This is a genomic window from Pseudomonas sp. JBR1, assembly GCF_028198185.1.
Taxonomy (GTDB): Bacteria; Pseudomonadota; Gammaproteobacteria; order Pseudomonadales; family Pseudomonadaceae; genus Chryseomonas; species Chryseomonas oryzihabitans_E.
Genome location: NZ_CP116340.1, coordinates 1679721 through 1705576, shown reverse-complemented (window position 1 = coordinate 1705576; position 25856 = coordinate 1679721). Strand labels below are relative to the sequence as shown.

Annotated in this window: 24 protein-coding genes and 2 pseudogenes; all 26 read right to left on the bottom strand. The window is 61.2% G+C overall.

Annotation, left to right across the window (positions count from 1 at the left end; translation table 11 throughout):
- Window positions 1-24 precede the first annotated feature (24 nt).
- Window positions 25-999 (bottom strand): annotated as a pseudogene (locus tag PJ259_RS22875) (methyl-accepting chemotaxis protein); the annotation flags it as partial.
- A 556-nt stretch (window positions 1000-1555) separates the two neighbouring features.
- A complete protein-coding gene (gene pilM / locus PJ259_RS07890) occupies window positions 1556-1993 on the bottom strand; it encodes a type IV pilus biogenesis protein PilM (protein WP_271655384.1) in 438 nt (145 codons plus the stop codon).
- 437 nt (window positions 1994-2430) lie between these two features.
- Window positions 2431-3852 carry a shufflon system plasmid conjugative transfer pilus tip adhesin PilV gene (gene pilV / locus PJ259_RS07885; protein WP_271655383.1) on the bottom strand — a complete coding sequence of 474 codons (1422 nt, stop codon included), beginning with the start codon at window positions 3850-3852 and terminating at the stop codon, window positions 2431-2433.
- Complete coding sequence (locus PJ259_RS07880) at window positions 3849-4784, bottom strand: ATPase, T2SS/T4P/T4SS family (protein WP_271655382.1); 936 nt, start codon at window positions 4782-4784, stop codon at window positions 3849-3851. The genes pilV and PJ259_RS07880 overlap by 4 nt, the downstream gene beginning before the upstream one ends.
- A gap of 6 nt (window positions 4785-4790) precedes the next feature.
- On the bottom strand, window positions 4791-5315 hold the full coding sequence (locus PJ259_RS07875) for a type 4 pilus major pilin (RefSeq protein WP_271655381.1): 525 nt from the start codon (window positions 5313-5315) through the stop codon (window positions 4791-4793).
- A gap of 34 nt (window positions 5316-5349) precedes the next feature.
- Window positions 5350-6441: a type II secretion system F family protein gene (locus PJ259_RS07870; protein ID WP_271655380.1), complete on the bottom strand. Its 1092-nt coding sequence runs from the start codon at window positions 6439-6441 to the stop codon at window positions 5350-5352.
- Window positions 6434-8047 (bottom strand): GspE/PulE family protein, encoded by a 1614-nt coding sequence (locus PJ259_RS07865; RefSeq protein ID WP_271655379.1) that lies wholly within the window; start codon window positions 8045-8047, stop codon window positions 6434-6436. Before PJ259_RS07865 ends, PJ259_RS07870 begins: the two co-directional genes overlap by 8 nt.
- Before the next feature lie 15 nt (window positions 8048-8062).
- Entirely contained in the window at window positions 8063-8707 is a 645-nt protein-coding gene (gene pilP, locus PJ259_RS07860) for a type IV pilus biogenesis protein PilP (protein WP_271655378.1), read from the bottom strand.
- Entirely contained in the window at window positions 8697-10031 is a 1335-nt protein-coding gene (gene pilO2 / locus PJ259_RS07855; protein WP_271655377.1) for a type 4b pilus protein PilO2, read from the bottom strand. The genes pilP and pilO2 overlap by 11 nt, the downstream gene beginning before the upstream one ends.
- Before the next feature lie 4 nt (window positions 10032-10035).
- The gene (pilN, locus tag PJ259_RS07850; protein ID WP_271655376.1) at window positions 10036-11772 is read right to left on the bottom strand and encodes a PilN family type IVB pilus formation outer membrane protein; all 1737 of its coding nucleotides are present in this window, start codon (window positions 11770-11772) and stop codon (window positions 10036-10038) included.
- Window positions 11769-12968 (bottom strand): PFGI-1 class ICE element type IV pilus protein PilL2, encoded by a 1200-nt coding sequence (pilL2, locus tag PJ259_RS07845; protein ID WP_271655375.1) that lies wholly within the window; start codon window positions 12966-12968, stop codon window positions 11769-11771. The genes pilN and pilL2 overlap by 4 nt, the downstream gene beginning before the upstream one ends.
- A 164-nt stretch (window positions 12969-13132) precedes the next feature.
- Window positions 13133-13555: a hypothetical protein gene (locus PJ259_RS07840; RefSeq protein WP_271655374.1), complete on the bottom strand. Its 423-nt coding sequence runs from the start codon at window positions 13553-13555 to the stop codon at window positions 13133-13135.
- Window positions 13556-14091: 536 nt separating this feature from the next.
- Window positions 14092-14556 carry a single-stranded DNA-binding protein gene (locus tag PJ259_RS07835; protein WP_271655373.1) on the bottom strand — a complete coding sequence of 155 codons (465 nt, stop codon included), beginning with the start codon at window positions 14554-14556 and terminating at the stop codon, window positions 14092-14094.
- A gap of 1 nt (window position 14557) precedes the next feature.
- Window positions 14558-15133 carry a DUF3158 family protein gene (locus PJ259_RS07830; RefSeq protein ID WP_271655372.1) on the bottom strand — a complete coding sequence of 192 codons (576 nt, stop codon included), beginning with the start codon at window positions 15131-15133 and terminating at the stop codon, window positions 14558-14560.
- Window positions 15134-15138: 5 nt separating this feature from the next.
- Window positions 15139-15936, bottom strand: coding sequence for a PFL_4669 family integrating conjugative element protein (locus PJ259_RS07825; protein ID WP_271655371.1), 798 nt, complete (start codon window positions 15934-15936; stop codon window positions 15139-15141).
- Window positions 15937-16290: 354 nt separating this feature from the next.
- Entirely contained in the window at window positions 16291-17586 is a 1296-nt protein-coding gene (locus PJ259_RS07820; RefSeq protein WP_271655370.1) for an STY4528 family pathogenicity island replication protein, read from the bottom strand.
- Window positions 17583-18338 carry an STY4526/YPO1902 family pathogenicity island replication protein gene (locus tag PJ259_RS07815; RefSeq protein WP_271655369.1) on the bottom strand — a complete coding sequence of 252 codons (756 nt, stop codon included), beginning with the start codon at window positions 18336-18338 and terminating at the stop codon, window positions 17583-17585. The genes PJ259_RS07820 and PJ259_RS07815 overlap by 4 nt, the downstream gene beginning before the upstream one ends.
- 58 nt (window positions 18339-18396) lie before the next feature.
- Window positions 18397-20145 (bottom strand): ParB family protein, encoded by a 1749-nt coding sequence (locus PJ259_RS07810; RefSeq protein WP_271655368.1) that lies wholly within the window; start codon window positions 20143-20145, stop codon window positions 18397-18399.
- Window positions 20142-20420 (bottom strand): Arc family DNA-binding protein, encoded by a 279-nt coding sequence (locus PJ259_RS07805; protein ID WP_271655367.1) that lies wholly within the window; start codon window positions 20418-20420, stop codon window positions 20142-20144. The genes PJ259_RS07810 and PJ259_RS07805 overlap by 4 nt, the downstream gene beginning before the upstream one ends.
- Window positions 20417-20656, bottom strand: a complete 240-nt coding sequence (locus PJ259_RS07800) for a hypothetical protein (RefSeq protein WP_271655366.1) — start codon at window positions 20654-20656, stop codon at window positions 20417-20419. The genes PJ259_RS07805 and PJ259_RS07800 overlap by 4 nt, the downstream gene beginning before the upstream one ends.
- Window positions 20653-21042 (bottom strand): hypothetical protein, encoded by a 390-nt coding sequence (locus PJ259_RS07795; protein ID WP_271655365.1) that lies wholly within the window; start codon window positions 21040-21042, stop codon window positions 20653-20655. The genes PJ259_RS07800 and PJ259_RS07795 overlap by 4 nt, the downstream gene beginning before the upstream one ends.
- 1 nt (window position 21043) lies before the next feature.
- The gene (locus tag PJ259_RS07790) at window positions 21044-21475 is read right to left on the bottom strand and encodes a hypothetical protein (RefSeq protein ID WP_271655364.1); all 432 of its coding nucleotides are present in this window, start codon (window positions 21473-21475) and stop codon (window positions 21044-21046) included.
- Window positions 21472-22884: a replicative DNA helicase gene (gene dnaB / locus PJ259_RS07785; protein WP_271655363.1), complete on the bottom strand. Its 1413-nt coding sequence runs from the start codon at window positions 22882-22884 to the stop codon at window positions 21472-21474. The genes PJ259_RS07790 and dnaB overlap by 4 nt, the downstream gene beginning before the upstream one ends.
- Entirely contained in the window at window positions 22881-23582 is a 702-nt protein-coding gene (locus PJ259_RS07780; protein WP_271655362.1) for a DUF2786 domain-containing protein, read from the bottom strand. Before PJ259_RS07780 ends, dnaB begins: the two co-directional genes overlap by 4 nt.
- A gap of 1 nt (window position 23583) precedes the next feature.
- Entirely contained in the window at window positions 23584-24444 is an 861-nt protein-coding gene (locus tag PJ259_RS07775; RefSeq protein ID WP_271655848.1) for a ParA family protein, read from the bottom strand.
- Window positions 24445-24662: 218 nt separating this feature from the next.
- Window positions 24663-25215 (bottom strand): annotated as a pseudogene (locus tag PJ259_RS07770) (DEAD/DEAH box helicase); the annotation flags it as partial.
- Window positions 25216-25856: the final 641 nt, after the last annotated feature.

The window sequence follows — 25856 nt, the reverse complement described above, 5'->3', positions numbered from 1 at the left end:
ACCGATCAGGCCGCGAAGGTTGGTGGTCATCCGCTGCATGCTGGCCTGGAGCATGCCCAGCTCGTCTTTGCGGGTAACCGCCTGCTGTTGAGTAAAGTCACCACCGGCAACAGTCTCGACCAACGCCACGGTCTCTTTCAGAGGCCGGACGATAGAGCGAGTGATCAGCCAGGCACCAAGGAGGCCCAACGTGATGGCGACAGCCAGCCAGATCAGCAGCATCTGCCGAGCGCCGGCCACATCAGATGCCTGGAATTCGTTCTGGATAGCAGTCAGCTTGTCGGCAGTCGCGAGCAGCGCGGTGATGGAGGTCGTGATCCCTCCCTGCGCGGCGTCTACCTTCGCTTGTTCCCCAACCATTTGCAGAAGCCGCTCTTGGTACCCTTTCACTTCATTGGTGAGCGTCTGCACCACGTCTCTCGGCAGGCTTGTCGACTTGAGAGCCTCCATCTGAGCCAGCACACTCGAAATGGCGGTACGCGCGGCTTCCTCGGTGTCTTTACCGGGTTGTGCGGTAAAGCTGCGGACAGTCACTCGCATACGTTGGACGCCGACATAGAGCGAGGCGAGCTGCTTACGGTCTTCATAGTGACCGCTTTCGGCATTGGCTGCGTCGGACAACGCGAGAAGGTAGGTATTCATACCCTCCACCGCCGTCGCCGCCGTCTTTCGCGTAGCTTCCCGCTGACGGGTTGCTGCTACCGTCTGCTGATAGAACTCGCGGTAGCGTTTCAGGATCGCGTCCGCTTCACTCAGCAGCGCTTTGTTAGTTGGGGTGTTGAAGTGCGGAGCGATGCTGTGCAGCTGGCCCTCGGTTTTATCCAGAGCAGCGAGCCACTTCGCCGCCTGCACGTCATCAGCTTTGTTGAAGTACACCAGGCGCTCGATGCGCATGTCTCGGGCCAGGGTGCTGAACCCGGAGATATCACCCATTCGGGCGCTACGGTCGCGGAGGGTTTCGGTTGCCGTCCAACCGGTGTATGCCACCAGCAAAATCATGCCGATGAGCAGGGAGAAGCCGAGCGTAAGCTTGGCCCTAACGCTGATGTTGCTGAGAAAATTCCAGCCATTTTGCTGCATGTGGACTACCTGGATAGCGAGCCTTGTAAAGCGATGGGGCAATGCCCGTCGCCTCGTGCGTGATGGTTACCGCGACCTCTAGGATTTCGTCAGCTTTCCGGCAGGGCCGGACGGCGCGAAGGGGCGCTTGGCATCAAATGCGGGTAACCGCGATGTCCCATAGAGCCGCTATCCACCCGTAACCACGGACATCCCTGCGTCTTGATTCAGGCACACGAGCAACGTGATAGCGGTCAAGACGAGCAGTAGGTTGCGGACGGTGAAGTGTTTCAAATCAGCGATCTCAAACGGGGCGCCTACTAGACTGCGAATCGCTCAGGAATGCGACTTTAGTCGACCGTCCGCTAATTTGAAGGGACAGCCGGTCCGCTTCGTCTGCCACTGCACTTCGAGTGTTTCATTGCTGTAACACTATGTAGCAGCATGAGGTGTGGGCGCGGAGCCGCATCTGGCTCAGGAGCGGTTTGTGGAGTCGCTACTGGTAGGCGAGGGCCGAGCCATTGGGAATGGTTTGGGGAACAACGACACCCATGTTGCCGCTGATGGGGCTTTGCAGTGTGCTGGCTACTACCGTGCCGATAGCTTGAGACTGGGTGAGGTCGACCATCTTACTGACCAGGCCATTGGGCGGCGTGGGGTAGTAGGTGAAGCTCTGACCGGCGTTCACATAGCCGGAGACGTTCGGCAGCTTGCGGTACCAGGTAGGCAGTGCCAGGACAGAATCGGCCGGCGCGCCGGTGACGGTCGGATTGGCGTGCGCGTACTCGGCCAGGGCATTGCGATAGGTGAGGAGGTTGTAGGCGATCGCCGAGACGTCGACCTCACTTGCCCGGCTGCTGGAAGAGCGTTCAACATCGGCCAACAGCCCGACGGTAGCAGTCACAATTATTAGGATGATCCAGAGGATGGGCATGGAGTTGCTTCACGGTGATGGACCCCTATGAGGCCTAAAGTTTGCTCCGGGAGGTCAGCATCAACTGTTATTGCACCTGAAACGGTTACTCCAGAGCTGACGATCCTAGTAGTCCCCCTCTAAAGTCGCCGCCGGTCTGACGACTGCCAAGTGTGGCGTACACCGTAAACGGCTACGAATCCAACGACGCAACGACGCAACGACGCAACGACGCAACGACGCAACGACGCAACGACGCAACGACGCAACGACGCAACGACGCAACGACGCAACGACGCAACGACGCAACGACGTGAACGTGTCCTGCTGGCCACCAAAACCAGGTTGAACACCGGTGGACAGATGCAGCGATCTGCATCCACCGCAGTCCTGTCGTTGGGCATAACGACTATGCTAGGTTTTTTTGCTGCAAGTTCTAGGCGGCGGGTACATTGCGTTTAAGGCTTGTAGCAGCCATAAGAGATGCAAGGCCGGCATCCACCTACCTGAATCGAGAACTGATTGTAGGACCGATACCCAACCGGACAGCTACATGACCCAGTGTAGGGGTTGGCTGTACCGCATCCTCCTGCAGCCCAGGAAGCCGCGAAAAAAGTGCCTCCCCAGTGCGTGTCTGCTGCTTGACGCTTCCACACACCCGATTGGCAAGAAAGTAGCAAGCCTTCTGCGGTGCGGCTGACCATGCCATTTGAGCCACACCCTGCGTTCTCACTCGCAGTGCCGTTGAGCTGCAGATACTCACCCACGTAAGTACGCCCTTCAGAGAATAGGCTGTTACCTCGCATTTGCCCTGGCGTATACACATTCTTGCCGGCATAGGCGCGGATCCAGTCGCTGTCGGTCATGTGCCAGCCGCCGCCCCATTTCTCGCTGTACCAGCCGGTATCCCCTCGGGTCCTGAACCAGCCCGTGGTGTAGGTTTCTCCGGACATGCTGGCGGTGACGCCTTGAACATTGCCGCGGGCGTACATGGAGCCGGTGGTGACATCGCCTGTCACGGCAACGTTGCCGCCGACTGACGCATTGCCCTTCATCGAAGCATTGCCATGCAGGTACATGGATCCTGCACGCAGGTCGCCGCCGGCGGTGACTGTGCCATTGAGGTTTACGTTGCCACTGGCATTGACGTTGCGACCAGCGTTCACATCGCCGCTGATGCTGGCGGTACCGGAGGCGGTGATGTTGGCCGCATTGTTCAGGTCGTTGCCGCCCATGTTGAGCGCAGTGTTCATCCGGTTCAGTTCTGGCTTGCCGGCGATGGCATTGCGATACAGGTAGTCGTTGGCCAGGGTGCCATCCTGTAAGAAGAGGGCGCTGGCGGTGTGGCCTGCACCGGGGCTCATCCCGTAGTTGCTCAGAGTCAATGACCAACCCCCGCGCACGCCCTGGATGATGCCGGTGTTGGCCACCGGCACGAAGCCGCCCGGGGCGCCGAGATTCTCGGCGATCTCCCGGGTACCCATCTCGTCGATGGTCTGGCCACCGGTGGTCAGCACAATGGATTCGAGCTGATTGGCAGCCACCCGCCGGGCCAGCACCACGAAGGTCTGGCCGAAGGCATTGGCATCGCCGAAGCCCTTCGGGAGGTAATTGGTGTTGCGCAGCATCGCCGGCGTGATCTGCGCCGGCGTCGTGGTACCGGCCGCGGCGTAGACCGTGGCGAAGTTGTCCTTGAGGTACTTGGCCGCGGCATCTGCTACCTGCTTTTGCTGTTCGGCCGCGATCTGGTAGTTCTGGGAGTCCATGCGGTTCATCACCTGGTTGATGCCGATCCCCGCAAGGATCGACAACACGATCAGGCCAAACAGCACTTCCACGGCGATGAAGCCGGCCTGCTTTCCTTTGTCTTGAACGCTCATGCCCACAGACTCCTGGTGGATTGGTTCTCGATGTCCTGGTCCAGGCTCGAAATCTCGTTCTTGCGGATCTTCTCGCGGATGGCGGGGCCGTCCGCCTCGGTCAGCAGCAAGCTGCGGACCTTGAGGATGCGTCGATCCTTCTGGGTTTCGAGCGTCTGCGCGACGACCGCGACGAGACCCTGCGCTAGGATCTCGCGAGCGTTCTTGATCTCATTGCTGGCCAGCGCCAGGACGCGATCAAGGGCTTGCGTTGGGCTGCCAGCGTGAAAGGTGCAGACGACGAAGACGCCGTTGATTGCTGCGCGGACCGCCTGAACGGCGGTGGCGGTGTCGCGGATCTCGCCAATCAGGATCATGTCGGCGCCCGTGCGCAGCGCGCGCAGCAGCGCCTCTTCATAGCCACCGGTGCGGCGGGAGACCTGCATCTGGATGCAGCGTCCCTGCCCGTGCAGGCCATTGAGGTTGGTTTCGGCGGGGTCCTCGATCGCCAGCGCTGTACCCCCACATTCCTGCAGGCGGGCGGCGATCAGGGACGCCGCGCTGCTGGTCTTGCCAGTGCCCATCTCGCCGCAGAAGACGACCAGGCCACGCACCTGGTCGCTAAGCATGGCGTTGGCCAACGGCTCGGGGATACCGAGCAGGTGGAAGGGGCGGATCTGCGCATTGGATTTGCGGATGATGAAGACATCTTGCGCAAAGGCGTCCTTGATCTGCGTCACCCGCAGGACAATGCCGTCCTGAACCAGCGAGAATTCAGGGTCTCCATGATCAAGGATTGTGGCCAGGCACTGCTCGCGCAGCGCCTGAAGTTCGTCACTCCAGGAAGCCGGTGCGCTGTCGCGACGGCTTCCAGAGCCGTCCAGCCCCTTCACGTCCGAGAAGTCTGGGCCGAGGAAGAGATCGACGAAATTGGCTTGCGTGATCAGGCTCATACCGGCTCAGTAGGCGGTCCAAGCGACGATGTTGCTGTCCTTGCTGCAACCGCTCGAGGCCGTGGCGGAGTCGACTTCACCGGTGATGGCGGTGCCGCCATTGATCGTGGTCGTCACCTTGGTGCCCCTGCTGATCTTGGTGGCCAACGTTGCACAGGCATCCTCCGGAAGACCGTTTTCGGTCACGGTGAACGTCATGCCACCGGATACAACGGTGACGGCGCCGTTCCAGCTGTTGTAAAGGTTCGAACCCGACTGACTCATGCTCGGCAAGCCCTTGGTGGTGACCAGTTGGGAGATCAGGTTCGTGCCGGACGTGCCGTAGCCGGAGCTACTCTTGAGCTTGCGCGTATTGGCGATCAGGGTACCGACGTTGGACTGCTCGGTACTGACATCGGAGCTGCCGAGCAGGCCCAGCCCGGCCGACACGGCCCCGGCGATGCCCAGGGCTAAGACGATAAGCACGAACAGGGTGCTCAGCTCCAAGAAGCCACGTTGACGGCGACTGCCGGTAAAACTTTGGGTACGCATCTGCGACATCCTCACTGCAGGGGGTTGGGGTGAATCAGCGGTGTATGTTTGAAGTGACGGCTTCTTGCATGCCGTAGGTGCCCAGCAGCACCAGGATCATCAGCGAGCCCATGGCGATGGCCGACAGGGTCAGCACGGATTTGCTGTAGCGTCCGACGATCTTGAGTGACTGCTCCAGCCAACGGATGCTGAAACGGTGAATAGCCTCGGAGAATCCCTTGCGGGTGGCCAGCACGCACAGGAACTGGACGGCCGTCTTGTCCGGAAAGTCGTGACCGGCCAGGCGCAGCGCTTCACCGAAATTCTTGCCCATGCGCACGCCGTAGATGGCTGCCACCAGGCGCTCGCGCAGCCATGGCTTGGCGCCCTGCAAGAGAGACTCCAGGGCATCGACCTGGTTGATGTTGGCCTTGAGCATCACGGAGATGTTGAGCAGGAACGTGGAGCCGTGCAGGGCCTTGTAGATCGACCACGGCGGAAGGTCCTCAAGCTTCACCCGCAACGGTCCGGTGAAGTAGGGGAGCGTTGCGAGGATGATGATCAGCAGGGCTACCAGCGTGATGAGCGTGAGCGTGCCCCACTGCTGGACGAAGGTGGCGAGGAGATAGAGCACACGCGGGGCGCCCGACCAGCTGTCCGGGTTCGATGCTCGCGTCATGGCGGGCACCATGCGGGTCGCCACGACATGCAGCAGATACGCCATCAGGGCCCAGATAAAGCAGGGGTACAGCGTCGTGCTCACGACCAACGAGCCAATCTTGCTGCGCGCTTCAATCATGCGGACGCAATCGAGGAATGCCTGGACCAGCGCGCCGGAACGCTCACCGGCGCCGATGATGGCGGCTTCCTGGTAGCGCATCCATTTCTGGCAGGCCTCGGCCAGGGATTTCCCGTTGCGCACGCCCTGGACCATGCCGGCGCTGGCCAGCGCTACTGGGTGACGCGGCTTCTTGCCGTTGTCGCTGTAGATCCCCCGAACCTCATCCAGGGCCTGGTCAATACCGACGCCGTTCTCGATCAGCGCGCAGAGGCTTTCGTAGAACTGGATCCGCTCCTTACTGCCGAACTGCTTGGCGTAGAAGGTATCGGCGAAGGTACTGAAGCTGTCCAGGACCCTACTAAGCATGGGGCTGCTCCAGGACGTAGAGATCGAAGTCCAGCGGGCCGACGATGGTTTCGGCCATGCGAGGATCGATTAGGCCGGCGGCGACCTTGCGGATGGTGTGCTGGATCTTGGTGATCCCGCCCATTTCCCGCACCCAGTAGGTTTTCGCCGCGCTAGCACCCTGGTCGCGGAAGATCTGCATGAAGCGATGGTTGGGGATCAGAACCTCGGCGACGACCGTCCGCGAGGAGACGCCCATGTTGCGGCAGTGCGCACATCCAGGACCTTGCAGCCTGACCTTCGCGGGATCCATGACCCGTTCCAGTCGCTCGATTAGGGCGGGGTTCAGCTGTTCGCGTTGAGAGGCCAGTGGTTGGGCGCAATGCGTGCACAGCACCGGCAACAGCGACTGGTTGATGAGGCCTGACATGAGTGCAGGGTCTGTCACCAGGCTCGGGTCGGCGCCCATGTCGATGAGCCGCTGCAGGCTCGCTACCGCGTTGTTGGTGTGCAGGGTCGAGAAGACCAGGTGACCGGTCATGCCGCCGCGAAACGCCGCCTGGGCGGTGGCGAGGTCGCGTACTTCCCCATACATGAGGATGTCCGGATCCAGACGCATGGTGTTGGTGATTGCGCCGTCCCAAGTCTCGGCATGACCCAACGGCGACTGGTTGGCCTTGAGTGGGTACTCGGGTGGATCCTCGACTGTGAGGATGTGGCGAGTGCCCTCTGTTTCGCTATGCAGCGTATTGAGGGTGACCTGCAAGGTCTTCGACTTGCCGGAACCGGTCGGTCCAGTGATCAGGATGACGCCGTACGGGAGTCGACGCAGCCGATTGAGCAGGGCGATCTGTTCTGAGAGAAAGCCGAGCTCGTCCAAGGACTGCTTGGCTTTCTCGTCATAGAGCAGTCGCAGGACCATGAGGGGGCCCCCCACCAGGGGGCGCGAGGCGACTCGCGCGCCGAACAGGCCCAGTTGCGCTACAAAGTCGTGCTTGACCCGTGCATCCTGGCTGATCTCCGGCTGATAGTGCTCTTCGGCCACGTCGCACATGGAGTTATAGAGCGCCGAGCACAGCTCACGGCCTATGCGGCTCTGGATCTGACCGTACTCGGTCAGAAGACCATGGATACGAAAGAGGATGTGGGTGATCTCGCGGCCCACCACGAAGTGGACGTCGGAAGCGCCTCGAGCATGGGCCTCGCCCAGCAGTCGAATGACCTCCTGCTGACGTGAGGTTCCATCTACGGAGATAGCCACGACACTGCAGGATGCCTCGACCTTGTATAGCGCCTGGATGTCACTCAGGGTGCTGGGTACGACCTGGTAATCCAGGTCCGCCCGGTCCAACTGGCCCATGAATGCCATCACGAAGGGATCTCGCAAATGCTGACCCGAGACCAGCAACTGGGTGCGATCGGTTGGGCGTGAGCCTTCCACCAAGGCCAGTAGCTGCCGAAGCTCTGGCTTGAGCAAACCCCAGGGAGCGCCCTCGGCAGTCAACACGTTGCGCGCCTGGAGGGGAAGGAGCTCGTTGACCAGCTCACCTGCAAGGCGCTGGCCGATCGCCTTGGCTGAGTCATCCGGTTCATCCGCAGCGCTTTCAATGGAAACGTTCGAGGTCATTAGCGGAACTCCAGGTCAGAGACCAGCAGGCGTAGCGCCCGGGAGGGCAATAGGCGTAGGTGCGGCTATAGGTGCGGGAGGCATGGGATTCATCGGCGTGACAGTCATCGGCAGCACAGGCCCCTGACTTGCTGCCACGCTGGCTACCGGATAGCTCGGCGCGCGGTTGGAGAAGCCCAGAGGAAAACGCTTACGGCCGCGGCTGAGCACGACGCTGTCCAACGTCAGGCTGGCGACGCGGTAGCCACCAGGAAGGTCGGTTGATGCCAGGGAGGCGTCGATCTCGAATCCGCCGCTGTAGAGCAGGGTGGCGTGCAGTGCCTTACCGGCGCCGTATACCAGCTTCACTACCGGCAACTGCTCGACGACATTCGCTGGATCGGCCGTCGTACTTCCACGATTCCCTGGGATGGGCAGGGGCTGTTGCGGGTAGCTGGGCTGAGGTACGGAGATCGCCTGAACGCCCCCGTTATTGATTTCGCGTAGCGCCTTGGCGCGCTCGCCCTGAGCCTTGAATAGGATCGTCTCGCTCTGTACCCGGGAAAGCTCACCCACGGTGATGCCGTCTGGATCAGCCGACTTCGTCTCAGCGGCCAGCACAGGCCCGGCCAGCGTCAACATGAGGACGCCGATCACGGCGAGGGGAAGGTCATTTGACATATAGGTCACCAGTCACCGACCAGGCCAGCTGATCGCTCTGCAGAAGGGTCTTGATCTCGCGCAGCCGCAGGCCCTGGTCGGGCACGTCCTTGAGGACAATCGCCGGCGGCAGCGCCGTGTTGAAGGTCAGCTCGAAGTGCTTGTAGTCCGGCGGCGGCGGTGGGGGCGGTGCCTGCTGGCCGGGCAAGGCTTCCGGCGCTGGCACGACGACCGGGATTTCCTTGAGCGTTGGAGCCAGGCCTTGGCCATGCAGCCAGGAAGTCAGGTCGGCCAGCGCAGCAGCTTCTTGCAGCAGCTCATCGTCGCCGGCCAGCGGCGGCTCGAAAGTCAGTTTGAGCGCGGCGCCGTTACCTTCATCGAAAAAGGCCGGCTGATCGGCGAAGTGCCCGCGGGTAGCGGCCAGGAAACCTGAGGCGGTACTGTTACCATCACGTCTGTAGTTGGTGGACAGCAGCACGCCGTCGCATTGTGCCGACGTGAAGAGCCAACCGGCGATCGACAAAGGAAGTTGGTCGATGGCGCCGTTACAGGTGGCAAGAAAGGCCGCCACCCCGGGGCGTCTGACCCAGGGATGTTCCAAGGCCTGCACGGGTAGTTGCTCACCGGAACGCTGACTCAGGGCTCTGAGTTCCTCTTGGCGCGCTGCCTCTGCAGCCTCGGCCGCGCGCCGCGCCAGCTCATGCTGGTGCGCTTTCCACTGGCCGTAGCCTGCGATGGCGCCAACGACTACCAGACCGAGCAGAGCGACCTTGACCCATTCGCCTTTGCTCATGCCGAAGGCTAGCGGACGCAGGGCGTACTCGCGCTTGAGATTGCCTGGCTGCAGCAGCGCCTCGATGTCCAGCGGCTGACCGCCTAGCCCGAACTCATCAGGCAGGAACATCGCGTCGAAGGTGATGGACCGACTCAGCAGTTGGGCAACGCGCTTTTGCACGTCCGCCATGGAGCCAACCAGGTCGGCGTTGGGAATGATCGCGCCATCCAAGACGGCGACCAGCGCGTAGCGTGGCTCATCAGGGGATATCTGCCAGGCAGCAAGCCAGGAATCACCCAGTTGCCCGGCAAGAGTCGCCGCCAAGGAATACATGCCCTTCATGGCACCCGCGCTGCGCGCGACGAAGCCGGCCTGGATGACGTTACGAGCCCGGCGGATGGCGATAATGTCCATCTTGTGCAGGCGGCCGTACTGCCGGGCTTCCTTCATGTAGCTGGTCGGGCTGTCCAGCGGGTGCCAGTCCAGGCCGGACACGAAGCTCTTGCCGTGATAGGTCAGGATCTGCACGTTCTGCGCGGGGGCTGCCGGTGGGGTACCAGAGATGGCCATACGATCAGCCCGTCACGATCGGCGTGATCAGCACCACCAGGACGCTATGACCAGAGGTCCGCGTGCGACTGCCGCCTAGGCCGAAGAAGCTGGGGGCACCCACACCGGTCTTGGCCGCGTTTTCGTTGAGCTCTTCGAAGCCCGACAAGATCAGCGTCTGGCCGCTGCGCAGCTTGACCTTGGGCGACAGCGACTTGGCGTCGTAGTCCGGCAGCTGGACACTGGAACCGTTGCTTGTGAAGGTCTGGAAGGTCGGTTTGCTGCTCATGTTGATCGACACCATGAGCAGCATCTCGTCGTGATCGAGCACGCGCGGCAGCAGCGTCATGTTGAAACCGCTGGTGATGGTGCCGGGTGTGAGTGAGGTGCTCGAACCGACTGACGCTGTGGTCGTTGTCTGGCTAGAGGCCAGGTAGCCCTGGACGTTGCCAATCTGCAGCGGCGCCGGCTGCAGGTTTAGGGTAGTGACCGAGGGCGAGCGGACGTTGGAGACTCGGCCCTGCTCGGCGAGGGTCTGGACGATGGCATTGGAACCGGCCCAGGCGGAGTTGGCAGTATCGACGATGCCGATCGAGGCCGAGGTCGCGCTGGTACTGAGGCCGGCGACAGTATTGGAGAGCGACAGGCCCCACTTAGTGTTGAGGGACTTGTAGACTGCAGCCCAGTTGAGGCCGAGCTGGTCCGAATCGGTGAGCGTGACCTCGAACACCTTCACGTTAAACAGCACCTGCTGGGTGATGCTGCGATTGGTGCTGTTGAGATAGGCCTCGACCCGGGAGATGACCTCTGGGCGATCGGTGACGGTTAGGGTCCCGGTGGAAGGAGCCAGATACATCCGCCCGGCTGGGGCGACGCTGAGCATCGCCTTCACGTTGTTCTGGATGTCCTGCAGGATCGAGGATTCTAGGGTCACCGTAGTGCTCTGGTTACTGCCAGAGTCTCCGGACACGCCCGAGTTGGTGCTGGATCCCCCGGAGTTGCTGCCGCTGGTACCTGCGGCCGTAGCCATACCGGACTTCACCGTGCTGGCGATGACCTGCTTGTCACCAAACGACCACACATCGAAGACCCGCGTCTCGAAATAGCTGATCCGCACGGCGCGCTCGACGGGCGAGTAGCGCCACCCCAGGCCCAGTCGCGCTGTCACCTCATCGAGCAGGCCAGAAGCCTTACCGCTGTACTTGAGCCCGCTCACCTGGCTCCCGCCGCCGAAGCTGGTGAAGTCGGCCGCGCGATACCCGGAGCCGGTCGAGCTCGCGGCGGCGCCCATGGTTGCTGGGTTGGTGATGACACCTGCGGGCAGCAGGCCTGCCAGGCTATCCGGACTTGGATTGCCAATGGGCGCTGGCCCAGTGCTGGCCGGCTGTGCACTGGCCGCCCCGGCGTTGGGATTCAGTGCATCGGGCGAGACCAGCACGGCGATACCGCACTGGCTGGTGATGTACTGAGCGATCTCGGTGATACCGACGCTACCCGACGGGCGATAGCTAAGCTCGCAATCCAACGCTGAGGGCATGCCACGTTTGGCTACCACCGGCTGCGTCGAGACCCAGGGTCTGTCGCTGAACACGACCGTTTCGCGCTTGGGCTGTTGCTGCTGATTGCGTAGAAGGGCGGCGTATTGGCTGGCGATGGCGGCATCGTTCTCAGCGCGCTGGGCCGATTCGTCCACCTGCTGCACCGAGCAGCTGGCGAGCAAGAGCGCCGCGGCCAGGGCGCTCAGGCGAGGGGGGCGGGTCATGACTTCTTCCTCTCGGAAACATGAACAATGCGCTGGCTGGAATTGCCATCCACGATGAAGGAGCGGCGAGCGCCGTCGTAGAGCGGGAAGACCTGTGCGACGGCTTCGGCAAAGGTGCCGCGGAAGTGCAGGGCGGCCTCGATGGGGTAGTCCAGGTCATCGGGTTCCCAGACCACCTGCCAGCCTGCACGCTTTGCCCAGGCCTCCACGGACTGCCGTAGGGTGCTGCCAATGGGTGCATCCCATGTCTGGGTAATGGCAGAGGCGGGTTCGGTGAGTCGGACCGAAGGCAGGGTGTAGGCGCCGGCCGCCGTCGCGCCCACTGTAGGCGACGGCTTGGCTGCTGTGGCGGCGACGGAAGAAGCAGGCTTGGCGGGACCCGAAGCCGCTACAGCTGCAGGTTTGGCAGAAGTGCCCTTCGCCAGGGAAGCGTTTGGAGATTGCCCGACATGCAAGGACTCCCCTGGCGCTTTGACCGGCGCGGATGTCAGCGCCGCGCCGGCGGGCGTAGGTTTGACTGCCTGAGCGGAATCGACGTTCGGTATCGGCTTAGCGGATACGGTGTGCGATTCCAGAGGCTTGGCGGTGGGCACAGTGGCAACAGTCACCCCTGTGCTGGAGGCCGGTGCAGCTTTGTTGTTTGCTGTGCTCGGGGTAGCTGCCGGCGCAGCCGCGTAGCGCTTGCCCTCGGGTAGCTGGTAGCCCGGGCGCAGTACGAAGCACACCGACCGCATGACCTCATCGACCTTCACCTGCCAAGCCGGCCCGGCCAGCACCTGCAGGGTGTTGCGCAGGCTCATCGGCCCGAGCTTGTATTGGGCCGCTGGCAGCGGCCGGGTGAAGAGGATGTTGACGTGACCTTGATCGGGTCCGCACAGGCTGTAGCCGGAGCGGTTAACCACGTACTGCATGGCGTCGCGAACGGTTGGCTTCATGTTGCCCGGGATGTTCACGTCGATGATCTGGGCCATCAAGTCCCGCTGTTCGGTCTCCGGCGCCGTGTTCACCAACGTGTAGCGGCCGTAGCGCACCTGGGGCTCTGAGGCAGCGCCTTTCGGATAGAGATCGGGTTGTAGCAGCTCCGGATTCCGCGAGCTGTCTGGACCGGTAGCCGGTGGTGCGGATTCGTGCGCAACGCAGCCGGCCAGAGCGGCGGCGAGTGCCAGCGGAGGGAGGGTAAAGAGCTTCCAGGTCATGTGCGGCGTGGCCCCAATTCGTGATGGGGCTCAAGGTGCCAGCGCACGTGATCAAAGGCAGCAGATAACCTCATTCGGAGCTACGGAGGTTAGACTTCGCAGGTACCGGGGCTGGATAAATGCAAAAAAGCCCGCTATCGCGGGCCCTTTTGGCTTATGAGCTGTCAGCTCTTCTGAGTCACTCTATAGAGTGCAGAATTCTGAGCTGTCTTCTCTAGAAACTCTACGATGAGATGTCCGCGTTGAGCCTGGTCTTCATGCTCCAAGGCTGCCTGGCGAAAGCGTCTACCGATTAGTTTCCGAGTAGTTGGATGGAGATTACCCCATTCGCTAGCCGGCTTCTTCCCAAGCCCCTTATACACAGCAGAAAGCAAAAACGGCTTGTCCTGGGCATTCTTGAGAGACTGACCGATGAGCTTGGATACAAGGGCATCTACGTCACTCGCATCAAGAGTCACCATTAGCGTCTTTTCAAGGCCTTTTTTCACCAGCAGAGCTAGAGCGTCTTCAAAAGAAGTAAGCTCCTCATCAGCGAAATCCATAATTTCGCGAGCAATGCCTTCGTTCAGATCCAGTATGATTTGCATCAGGTCACCCTTTTAGTAGGTTTTTGAGATACGGATTCGCGCCCGTTTTCGAATCCTACCTAAAGGGTGGCCTGCCAACAACAATTATTTTTTCGGTGAGAACGTTGTGACCTAGCTGTTCTTGATGTTTGCCGCAGGGCGCAGTAGCTCAGTTGGTCGTTCAGGCAGTCCGCTCCTCTGCTATTAAACAGGTAGTGGCTCGTTTTCTTGAAGCGGCGGAGCGAATGGGTTGGTCCGGTCATTTTTCGGGCTTATCTAGTGATATCACTGGTTACGGGGCCGCTTCAAAACGGCCTACATCTGCGTGTCTCCTTCCGGCAAGAACATCTAGACAATAGGTTGTTAATGGCGAGGCACCAGGTCCGATTGCTGCATGAGAAGAATTTCTGAATGACATATCTCAGCAGCTTTATTTAGCGATGTGGGGGCCTGTCTAGCCGCTGCTACTTGCTCCAAGGCGACAGGCCCGCGCTGAGTGAGTCCTGTCATCCGGCAGCTTCACGCTGAGGGCGGCGAAATTCTCGAGGGGCCCCTATCTAATAGGGGATATCGTCGTCAAAGTCGTCACCGGTTGAGGCCGGCGCGCGAGCAGGTGCCGAACCGTTCGTGGCCGGTCTCGCCTGACTCTGACCCGTACCCTGGCCCATCGTGATGGACTCGATACGTTGAGGCAGGAACGCAATACGGTTGGCCTGGACCTTGATCGCAGCCTGTTCCTCGCCGTTGCCATCCTTCCAGGTATCCAAGACCGCCCGGCCGTCGATCAACACACGCATTCCTTTCTGGTACAGCCGGCTATAGCTTTCCGCGTCGCGGTGCCAGAGCTCGACGTTGGCCCAGAAGCCGCCGCGATCCTCGTAGGAGCCATCCTGCAGGCGGATGCTGTTATCGAAATAGACGTTCAGCCGGAGCAGGTGCCGCGGATCCTGATTGTCCTTCTGGAACCGCTTGTACTCGGGTGCGGAGCCAATGTTGCCTTCCCATACTACTGCTGTGCCCATGTCAGGCCTCCTGTTGGGATGCGGCGTCTTCGCCGCGGGATTGGATGATCTGTTTCAGCTGTTCGGTGTAAACAGCATCGGCCTGGGCCATCTTCTCGGCGCACTCGGCGGCCTGCCGGCCGATGGCATGGACCAGGCTGATCTGCATGTTCAAAGCAATGCGCTGCAGCTCCATGGAGTGCAGGTCCTGGAGCAGTGTTTCGGTGATCAGGTCGTGGCGGCATAGGTCCGCCCAAAGCCCCACGCCCATCTTTCGTGTCCCACTCTGCTGCCAGCGCAGAAAGACTGGGCCAGCCGAGGTGTGCTGGTGGGTCATCCGGATCGGCAAGAGCGTGAAGGGAAAGCGCTGGGCCTGAGCGAGAATCCGCTCCTGGGCCAGGGTGTTCAGATTGGCCTCAAGGGAACGGCACTGCTCGGCCAACTGGTCCAGCTCCCCCTTACCTTTAAAGGGTTTTAAAAGCCCTTTGTAGAAGGGAGCGTGTTGCAGGTTCGCGAAGACTTCTTGTTGCAGGGGTTGGAAGGCTGCCTGTTGCACGCCTGCTGTTCTCGCACCCTGAGTGGACTGTTGCAGTGCCATGGCGATCAGGCCTCACTCATCTCGGTGGCGGCGTGGGAGCTGGTCAGGGCGCCCAAATGCTCATCCTCATCGGCAGAGTCGCCATCGAAGCCCTCGTCGCCACTACTGGAGCTAGCCGGGACATCGCCGGGACGCTGGATCGCCGGGGCGAACTTGCTACGGCGAGTCCCCTCCAAGACGTCCTTGGGCATTTCCAGGAAGCTGTACATCTGCTGGGCGTTAGTGGCGCGGGCATTGTTGGCGGCGATGTCGTCGCGCGACGCCCCGCTGTAGCCCTTGTAGCGCTGGCCCACACCGTACAGGCGGCGGAGCACCGCAGCCCCTTCGTCCAGCCAGGCCTCCTTGGAGCCGTTGTCGATCAGGCCGATGTGAGCGGCCAGGAGGATCCGGCGCACCAGCTCGTCATAGCGGGTGAGCAGGTACACGCCCTTAAAGGCCAGCGGCGAGTTCAGGTAGAGCGGGAACTTGAGCGGCTGGATCGACAGGTTGACCCCCACGTCTAGCTGCTTGGGCAACATAGCCATGACCTGGTCCAGTCGCTCGTCGATAGCTGTCAGCTGCTGCTCCGACTCCTCGATTTTGTCCTCGATGATGATGAGGAAGAGATCGGAATAGGGGTCGTCTTTAGCGGCGCCGGCGGAGATGCGGTTGATGATGTTGGAGAAGCCGGACAGGCCGATCATGCCGGGCTTGTTATCGGAGCGCTGCCGACCGAACCAGAGGCGGGAAGCGTGATGGGTATGCAGGGTGAGATCGACTTTCGATCTGAGCGAGCCCAGGTTGAGCTGGAAGGTATCAGCCATGAGAAGGATTCCTCGGGTTGTGAGATGACGCTCGGGCAGGGTGCCGAGACTGGCGCTGGAGGGCAGCGGAAAACCGTATTTGGGTGCGAGGAGGTTGCTGGTAGGCTTTCCAGGCGCCTATCAACAAGGCGAAGCCTAAAGAAGAAGTATCGATTTCCGAGGAGTGAGTGATTCCCCGGGAATCACCTGTGGCTTCGGCCGGGTGGGTGATTCCCCGGGAATCACCTTGGGCTTCGGCCGGGTGAGTGATTCCCCGGGAATCACCTTTGGCTTCGGCCGGGTGGGTGATTCCCCGGGAATCACCCCTAGCCTCGGGCGCTGAAGTTGAGCAGATGAGGAAGGGGCGAGCAGAGATCATTCGCTACCTCCGCGACCCATCATCTTCCGAAGACTTTTCAATACGTCATTCCCGGTTTGAGCGTCACTGACTGCCTTTGGCTGGACAGTGGCCGGTTCAAACCGCGGAATTGTCGGCACCGAAGGGGCCAGGTTTGGCATGGCTGGAGCTGCGGATTGAACTGCGGCGGGCTGCCAATCGGCGTTGAAGTCACCGGTCTGGGCCTTCTGGATGAGTTTCATCAGGTAGCCAAAGGGCTTTGCTACCTTGCCCGAGGCGCAGCGGACGCCCCATTGCTTCACCAAGAGCACCCGAATGTCTGCGGGAACAGCCAGGATCACGAGCTGGGCTCGCTGTTGCTGCTCCGACGTCATCCGCTGATAGGCGCTAGGCCACACAACATCCGCGTCTGCCTGCTCGCGCAGTACAGAGCTTTTAGATACATCAGTAGTTGTATTCGTATACGTACTAGATGAGTTCGGATTCCGAACTAAGGGTGAAACCCCCGGATTTGCACTGAGTTCGGAATCCGAACTGAGGCTCAGGACCTGATCAACAGGGCTTTTTTGACTGAGTTCGGAATCCGAACTCAGGTGATTCATAGCTGCCAAGACCGGAGTTCGGAATCCGAACTCAGCAGGTGGCGCCGCTGCACGCGCCGGATCTTCGAGCCCCTGGGCGCGGAAGCGCTCTCTGAACACCTCGACGCGAGTGGGTAAGTCCTGGGTCTCGCTGACCAGCATCTCGTCAAAAGTCAGGCCGGCGATCTCGCGGATTGAGCTGTTCGAGTGCTCGAGGCCGTTTGCTACGAGGGAGAGATAATCTTGATCGAGTTGTATAGCCTCGGAGTAGGCCACGGGCTCGTCGTGCAGGATGTAGATGTTGCCCTGGACCTGGCCGGTAATCGCGTCGCGAACACGGCGGCCGAGGCTCAGCCAGCGAGTCAGGCGCAGTACGGTCAGGGCCTTGGCCACGGTCTCACGCGAAGCGGGACGGCCTGGGTTGTTGCCCAGGTAGGGGCGCAGCTGATCGTAGGTCGGGAACGCAGTGACGCCATCACCGTTCATGAGCAGGCGAAACACCTGCCAGGCGTTGCGCTCAAGTGGCGAGAGACGGTCATCGAGCAGCAGTCGGCGAGGAACGGTCTCGTGAGGGTTACCGCTGAAAACGATGCCGGCGAATTCCTTGGGTAGGTCTTCGCCGGTTTTTTGCTTGTAGTCGCGCTGGGCTTGGACATGGACGGTCAGGTGTGACGCTGCAACGTCCAGGGCGCGACCGAGGAGATGGGAGCCGCGTGGAGCCGTGGTTTTCACCTATTGTCGCCTTCTACCGAATCCAGCTCGATCAAGCTCATTTGCCCGAGGTCAGCGGACTGATCCTGTTCTTGCGCTTGGGGCAGGGCATTGTCGACGGCTTGCTCCTCACCGAGTTGCCGATCTCGCCGCTTCCTTGCATCGGAAATCAACAAGAGCGGTGCCCGGGCGATCTTGGGCGGGTAGAGGCCTTCGTTGAACCAGGTCTGTACGAGATTCCAGATGAGGCCGAGGGTGATCTGGTCGTTCCTGTCCTTGACGGACTCGAAGGGTCCGTTGAGCTCCTCGGTGATCATCATGCAAATGTCGAGCAGAGCGATGGCGTCATTGTGATCCACCTCATGAGCGCTCATTAGGTCGAGGAAGCGATACCAGACCTGGGCGGTATCGTTGAGCCCTGCCACCCGGCCGGAGCGACCGGGAACATTCAGGAGCTGGCGCACCACGCTGATCTCGCTGGGGGCCATGCCGAAGAATTCGCGGATCATGCCGTTGGTGGCACCCAGCTGGATGGCGCGATGCACGAGGCGGGTCTCGCGCTCATCGCGTTCGCAGTTCTCCAAGAGCTTCTTGACCATGTCGAGATCGATCTGGACCTTGCACCAGCGCGCCGGGGCATTTTTTAGGATGCTATAAGCCTGGGGCTGGCGCAGCAGGTTCAAGACTTCGACGTCCAAGCCAATATCCAGGCAGCGCTGGACCTGGCCGTTGCGCAAGTGATGGAGGATCAAATCCATCAGCGCTTGGTTCATGGGGTTGTACTTCGTGGACATATGCGACTTCCTAATGCAGGTCCAGAAGGTGACCGGGCTACTGCCCGACCTCGAGTTCGATCAGCCGGCGGGCGAGGCGGATCACCCGGAACAGCTTCACGACGGCGGCATCGGTCATGCGTCCTTCGGTGCTGGCTGGCTTGCTATCGAAAAGGGGATCGCCAAGGAGCAACTGGCCGAGGTTCAGGGCGAAGGTCGCGTTCTCTTCCGCAATGCTTGCCTTGAGCTCCTCGGCAGTCTCTGGATCACGCGACACCACGTAGCTGTACATGCCCGTCAACGACTGCAGGAGTTGCCAAGACGTTGTTCCGCGTGCGGTCAGCTCTGATTGAGGGGTAGAGAGCGTGAAGCCGAGTGCGAAATCGGTGGGCTTGAGCAGCTCACAAGGAACGTCGCACAGCTGGGCAATTTCGAAGACCAGCGTTCGCAGGCCCTTACGCAACTCCTCAGGGGTATCGGTGTTGCGCTCGATGTACCAGACGTCCGAGATGGCATGCAGGCCGCCGGCCTGGACAGGGATCGCGCGCAGGGCATCACTGTTGAAGTCAGGCAGGGTCTCGCCGTGCTCGGCCGCGATGCGGCGCTGAACGTCCCTTACCTTCTGACCAATGCCATCGGGCGTGACGATGTGGCCGTTCAGGCGAGCGGCTCGTTCTTCTTCGGAGAGCTGCTCGGGATCCGGCGGAGTGTGCTGCGGCGGAGTGGTGTCGACTGCACCGGAGCCACCGGTACGCTCGGGGAGTGGCGGTGGTGTGGAAGGAGAGGCAGCTCCCTGCTTCTGCTTGCTGGGCGTTCCTGGTTGCTGTTCCAGTGTGACCGTGTTGCCAGGCGCGTGAGCGATAGCACCGGTAGCAGGGACCTGAGGAACCTGGCCATCGGGCACCTGCACCCCTACGAGTAGAGAGCGGCGGCTACTGTCCTGATGATCGAGGATCGCCTTTAGTACTTCTTCGTAGCTGACATTCAGCGCTCTGCGGATCTGGCCGATCAGTTCGTCCTGGATGGACTCGAAGACAAAGTTGTCAGTGTGACCATCAAAGCCGTTGAGCACTTCTTGGTACAGCAACTCGAAGTCTGTCTCCTCACCGTTGAAGCTCACCCAAGCTTTCAGAGCAGCGCTACGTAGAGTGAGCAGTTTTTCGACCTGATGCTTTCCGAGACCTGAGTAGAGCAAACCAGGAATGGCTGGTACTAGCGTCCTCAATGCCTCTTGCATCTTGCTGATATGGGATTGGGATATGCGATAGCCGTCCTCGGCCAGCTTCCTTACAAGCTCCCGCTGAGAGATCTCTCGGCCGGCTTCCTGGGCATAGAGTTCACGAGCAGCATCGATACTGACCGCACGCTCGACGAACATGAGGTTGCCCCGCAGATCGTTTTCTGCGAGGTGGCCGGTCAGCGAGACGATCTCGCCGCGGTCAGACCAGGGGCGGAATAGGCAGTTGATACGGAAATAGCGTTCGTCCCGGGTTTCCTTCCAGAGCTCATTGAGGATAGCCAGGCGGGTGTTGCCGCCAGTTCGAATGATGAAGTGCTCTTCACCAGGCCGTCTGGTCACAGGAGGAGGCGTGTCCAGGCCCCGAGCTTGGATGGAGGCTTTGATTTCATCGTGCAGCGGGTTTCGAGTGGTTCGGGGGTTGCGGTTGTAAGGGGCCAACTCATCCAGTGTCAGGACCATGGGCGTTTCCTTGATCGGATCCGCCAGGCGTGCGACAGGAGTGCTCGATCCGGCAAAGCCGCCGGCCAATAGACGCTGAGTGACTGCTTCGTTGCTGGGCTTGCTCATGCGTGGATCTCCTGAGCACTACGAGCGGAGGGCCGGCTGGGCTCATCATTCGCGGCCAGCAGCTGGTCGATGACGCGCTGCAGACGGAACACCTCATCCTCGAGCTCGAGCGTGCGGCCCATGCGGATGATGATCTCGGCGTTCATCGAGCGATGGGCCTGCTTGGCCGCCTCGGCGATCTGGGGACGCAGTCCCTTGGGAAAGCGGACGACGAACTTCTCATCCTCTGTTGTAGATTTCCGTACGGATGGCTTGCGCTTGGTTGCGGTAGTCATAGGGTCTGGTCCAATTCGTTCATAGGCTGGGCACGTCGCAGCTGGGCGCGGGCATTGAGGCCGGCGCGGCGATCGCTGGGCGTGAAAGACGTGAAAATGGGGCAGTAGCCAACTTTCAAGAACTTGACGTGGCCGCCCTTGGTACGGGCGACGATCCAGCCCTCGTCCAGGGCGAACGCCACCAGGTCCCACAGGTTCTTGTTGGCACCACGTAGCGCATGGGCGGGCGTCGTCATGTGCGGCTACCCCCTTTCACGTACCCCACTTTGAAAGGCAGGCGATGCGCTCGGGCGAGGGAATGACAGCGATCCAAGGGCTGCTGCAGGCGCTTGGACGCAGTGCGCAGGGTATCCCCGAGCAAGGCGCGGGCTCGAAGGAGCCGCACCAGGTCTTCATCGGGCACTTCGGTTGCCGGCTTGGCCTCGGCGAGCTGGCGCAGCTCCTCGCGCTGCGCGCTGATGACGAAGCTAGGGCCGCCGACGGCGCGCTCGGTCGGCTTCACTTCGACGACTTGGCCACCTTTGGCAAGGAAGTCGTTCAGCGCTGCATCCAGCCTCTGCCGGTCACGTTCGCGATCGGTATGGGAAGGGAGATCCTGTTCAGGGGTGTGATGGGAGAGCATGTCATTGGCCTCCCGCCCGTTGCTGGAGCTGGTTGCCCGACTCAATTGCAACGATCTCGGCCAGACCATCGTCCTTGAACAGCAGATCCAGGGTTTTGATCAGCCCTGCCGCATCGTTGCGGGAGCCGGCGACGCGGAAGACGACGGTGGTGTCGTGGAAGGGACCAGGTGCTGGCTGATCGAAGACCTGCAAGGGCTCCACGTCGAGCGAATGGCAGACGCTGCAGGCTATGAACTCATCAGCGGTGAGGGGGCGGCGGCAGAGGTGATGGCCGCAGTTGCGGCACTGGTGAGTAACCCCAGACAACATGGCTTGCGGGCTCATCGAGCAGCTCCTTGCCGGCTCCCGCCGGCGAACGATCGAGGGGAAGGGCAGGGAAGAGGGTTGCGACTTATCGGTAACGGGCCCGAGGGCATCGGTCAGGAGGTTCATGCATTCATCTCCTGCCAGGCCTGCGCGCTTAGGTTCTCGAAGCGCGTCTGCTTGGCGATAAAGGCGGCGCGGACCGTGCCGACTTCGCCGTTGCGGTGTTTGCCAACGATCAACTCAGCAATGCCCTTGAACTCGGTTTCCGGGTTGTAGTACTCGTCGCGGTACAGGAACATGATCACGTCCGCATCCTGCTCGATGGCGCCTGACTCCCGCAGATCGGCAAGGCCAGGCCGCTTGTTCGGCCGAGATTCCAGTCCCCGATTTAGCTGAGAGAGTGCGATCACAGGGCACTTCATCTCTTTGGCCAACGCCTTGAGCGAGCGGGATATCTCAGCGATCTCGTTGGCACGGTTCTCCTGGCCATCGCAGCGCATCATCTGCAGGTAGTCGACCAGGATCAGGGCAGGCGGACCGAAACGGCGCGCGGCACGACGGGCTCTGGCGCGCAGCATCGTGGGGGACAGACCCGCCTCATCGTCGATGACCAGACGATCGCCAAAGCCGTTGATGGTGTTAACGGCCATGGTCAACTTCGGCCAGTCCTCATCCTCAAGTTGCCCGCTCTTGAGCTTGGTGGCATCGATACGGCCGATGATCGCCACCAGTCTGAGCATCAGCTGCTCCGCCGGCATCTCCAGGCTGTAGACCTGCACCGATTTGTTCTGCGCATGCTGGAGCGCCCTGGTAATGCAGTTGAGCAAGAAGGCGGTCTTGCCCATGGCAGGGCGGGCACCGACGATGATCAGGTCGGTGTCCTGCCATCCGGAGGTGAGGGCATCCAGATCGTTCAGGCCCGAGGGAACGCCCGTCACCGGCATAGGGTTATTGAAGCGCTCGTCGATGGTGTCGATCAGCCTGCTCAACGTTGCAGTGACGTTGCAGAACTCGGCGCCCTTGCGGTCTTGGCCAAGCGCGAACAGACGCTGCTCTGTCTGCTCCTGCACTTCGGCGGCATTGGCACCTGGTGCTGACGCCGCGCGGCTGCTGGCAAAGCCCAGCAGGATCAGCCGGCGTAGGTGCGCTCGCTGGGCGACGATCTCCGCGTACGCGACGATGTTGGCCACCGAGGGGGTGTCCTTGGCCAAGGTTCCCAGATAGGCCAGGCCGCCCACCTCATCTACGTCGGGCATCACCTCTGCGAGTGTCACGACATCGAAGGGCCGCGACTGGGAGGCGAGCAGGGCGATTCGCCGAAAGATGAGCTGGTGGTGCCGGAAGAAGAAGTCTTCCTCCAGCAGCACATCAGCGATCAGGTCCCAGGTGCTGTTGTCGAGCATCAGCCCGCCCAGGACGGCCTGCTCGGCTTCTTGAGAGTGAGGCGGGATCAAGCCGGCTGCTACGCGCTCAGCGTCTGAGACATGCACGGTGTGATCGTGGGCGGGGACCTCCAGGAGCTGAGCGACGCTCATGGCCGACCTCCCAGCGCCACCTGATCGCGGCGCTGGCCAACGCCGCGGTGGAGCTGTGCTTGAGTCCCCAGCTCGTAGCCTTGGTAGCGCGCCCGCACGTCGTGGCCTTTGGCCTCGAGATGCTCAAGCTCCACGGTGGTCAGGTCAGGATGGTGAACGGCCAGGTAGGCATCGATGACACGCTGGGTCTCGTCTGGTTTGCCCTTGGCGAACTGGTGGACCTTGACGCTGACTGCTTCGATCCAGCCTTCGGCGAAGACCTGGCCACGGCGCCGTTTGGTGGCCAGCTTGCAGCGAGTCTGACTGCGGACGAACACCTTGCGAGCGGCCAGGAGTTGCTGGTGGAGTGCGGAATAGGCGTAGCTGGCCATCTCAGGCCCGACACCGATACCAACGAACTTGAACGCCCATCCCAGGCGCTGATCGCGAAAGGCCAGGGGATCGCAATCGAATGCTTGGGCGCACACTAGGGCGAGCTGGTGAAGCCAATGGGCGGGCGCTTTGCGGGTGCCTGTGGCAACGACTGCTTCGCTGGCCAGCACTGCCTGGACGTCAACGTCCATGAGGTTGTGCTGTTGCATGAGCTTGCGCGCCTGACGCAGCGCGGTCTCGGCTTCGTTCGGCGCGGCGCCGGCGTCCTTGGCCAAAGCGAAGCACTTGGCGACGCGCTCCAGGATCTTCTGCTTGTTGGCGTCCATCTCACTTGCCCTCTTTCACCAGGGCATGCACGACAGCTTCGTCTAGGGCCGTGAAGCGATCAGCCCACTCAGGGAAGAGTTCGATGGCGAGGTTGCGGATGACCTGCAGGGCAGCGGGTGCCTGACGGTTGCTCGGCTGCCTGTACTCCAGGCGGTGTGCAGGCACCCCATGAGTGGCCGACTCGCAATAGACAACTGCATCAGGGATGACGGTATCTATGACCTGGATATCGGAATGGCCACGGAAGGTCTCACGAATCGTCGCATCCAGCTGACGCGCGTCTGAGGTGAGATCCAGACCGTTCACTACGGCCTTGATAGGCGGTACCGGTAGCCCAAGGCGGGCATAGGGTCGGAGTCCGTCCAGCATTTGCAGAGTGCCGCGGTTGAATTCGCGGGCGGACAGCATTTCAGGGGGGAGGGGGGAGACGGCAAGGTCCGAAGCGAGCATCACCATCTCGAGGAGCACGGTGCGGGCGCCCTGCGTATCGATCAGCACCAGGTCGAAGTCGTCCTGGAAGATGTCCTTGAGATGAGCCAGGCGAAGCCGGCCATCAGGCGCCTGCAGGAGGAGGTTGATCAGGTGGTTGTGCGGATCGTTGGAATAGATCAGCGACAAGTTCTGGATATTGGTCTTGGAGACGATGCGATCGAGGCGTGTCTCGTTGCTGGCGATCAGCTCGAAGACGCCGCAGGGAGCAGGCTCGACGAGGTCATAGTAGGACGAGAGGGAAGGCTGGACAGGATCCAGATCGATCAGTAGGGTGCGGAGCCCCGCATCGGCACAGAACGCGCCTAGATTGGCGGTCTTGGTGGTTTTCCCTGTACCGCCCTTGGTCGAAATCGCAGATGTGGTTTTCAAATTTGCAGCCTCTAATGGGTTCATTAGAGGCCGCTTGTTTTCACTGAGAGGCGCGTCGCGCCTGGGTGCAGTGGTGGGTCAAAAGCAATTGGCTTTTAACCAATTGGTCGTAGGTTCGAATCCCACACGACCCACCATCTTCACCAGAAACCCTCCGCAATGGAGGGTTTTTGCGTTTCCCCAGCTCAGATAAGCAGCCGTCTGTGGCGGAATCCAGCGTCAGCGTAGCCGCCCATCAGCGTGCCCGTTAGCAGCAGCGTCTTGCGCGCTGTTTGATGCCAGCACTCCCATGGCCTGGCCCTGGGCCGAACCGCTGTTCTTGTACTCGTGTCCCTCGTCCACCACCAGCAGGTCGAAGTAGCCGTCCGGGAGGTAGCGCTTGATGAGCTCGGTCGGTTGGTAACCGCCCTCGCCGAAGCCGAATTCCAGGTTGGCCATCGCCCGCTCCATGCGCTTGGCCTGGCGGTCACTGAAGACGAAGTTGCCCTTGGCGTCTATCAAATTGATGAACTCATGGACGTTGTCAGCCAGCATCGTGGCGAGAAACTCTTCGCCGAAGTCCGCCACCAACTTCTCGGCCCGGATGGGGCCAATGGTCGGTATGCGGCACATTGACTTGAGGATCACGCTGCGCCTGTCACCGCCTGCGGCCTTGCCCGGGCGCATCAGCGTCCAGAGGGGCGCCTTGCACTTCGGGCACTGCCGGCGTCGCTCCCCGCGCTGGAAGTCCTCCAGGGTGAGGTAGTTGCCTTCCTCGTCCTCGAGCACGCGACACCCCCGAGCGCTGTTGGGCGGCGAGCTGAAGGTGTTGCATTGAAGGTGCTCCGAAGTAAGGCAGCGCGTAGGGGGTATCACACCTCATACTAGTGCTACAAAACATGCAAGAAAAAGCAATACCACGCCTGACCGTGCATTTCCTATTGATGCCATGGAGGAGGGCAGCCAGGGTTGACCGGAGCTGTATTGGTGGACTCGTGACTTCGGGCGACTAAGTAGATGATGGCAAATTGCTATATTGATAGGTAATGGTCATAACTTTCGGGTTATCCTAAGTGATCCTAGCGCCATCTCAGCACTTCTTCCCCGTATGACTGCCTCACGAAGACCTCCTCGCGGCGCAGGCCGCACGGCCAAGCCCGATTCGCTCCGCGCTGCTCATGAGCAGATCACCCGCAACAGCGGCACTCTCGCCGACATCGCCGGCCTCATCGAGATGGAAGGCAGGGCCACCCCCTCGCGTGGCCAGGGCATTCAATCCTCACGCGCCAAGGCCGACACCGGGAGTCCTTCGAATACCTCCAGGAGCGACGTGCTCGAGGACAACGGATCTGGCTCTTTTCTGGGACAGCGGGTGTTCGGGGTACCGCTCTTGGCCGTCTTGGGGTGCGCCTTGATCCTGGGCGCAGCGGTTG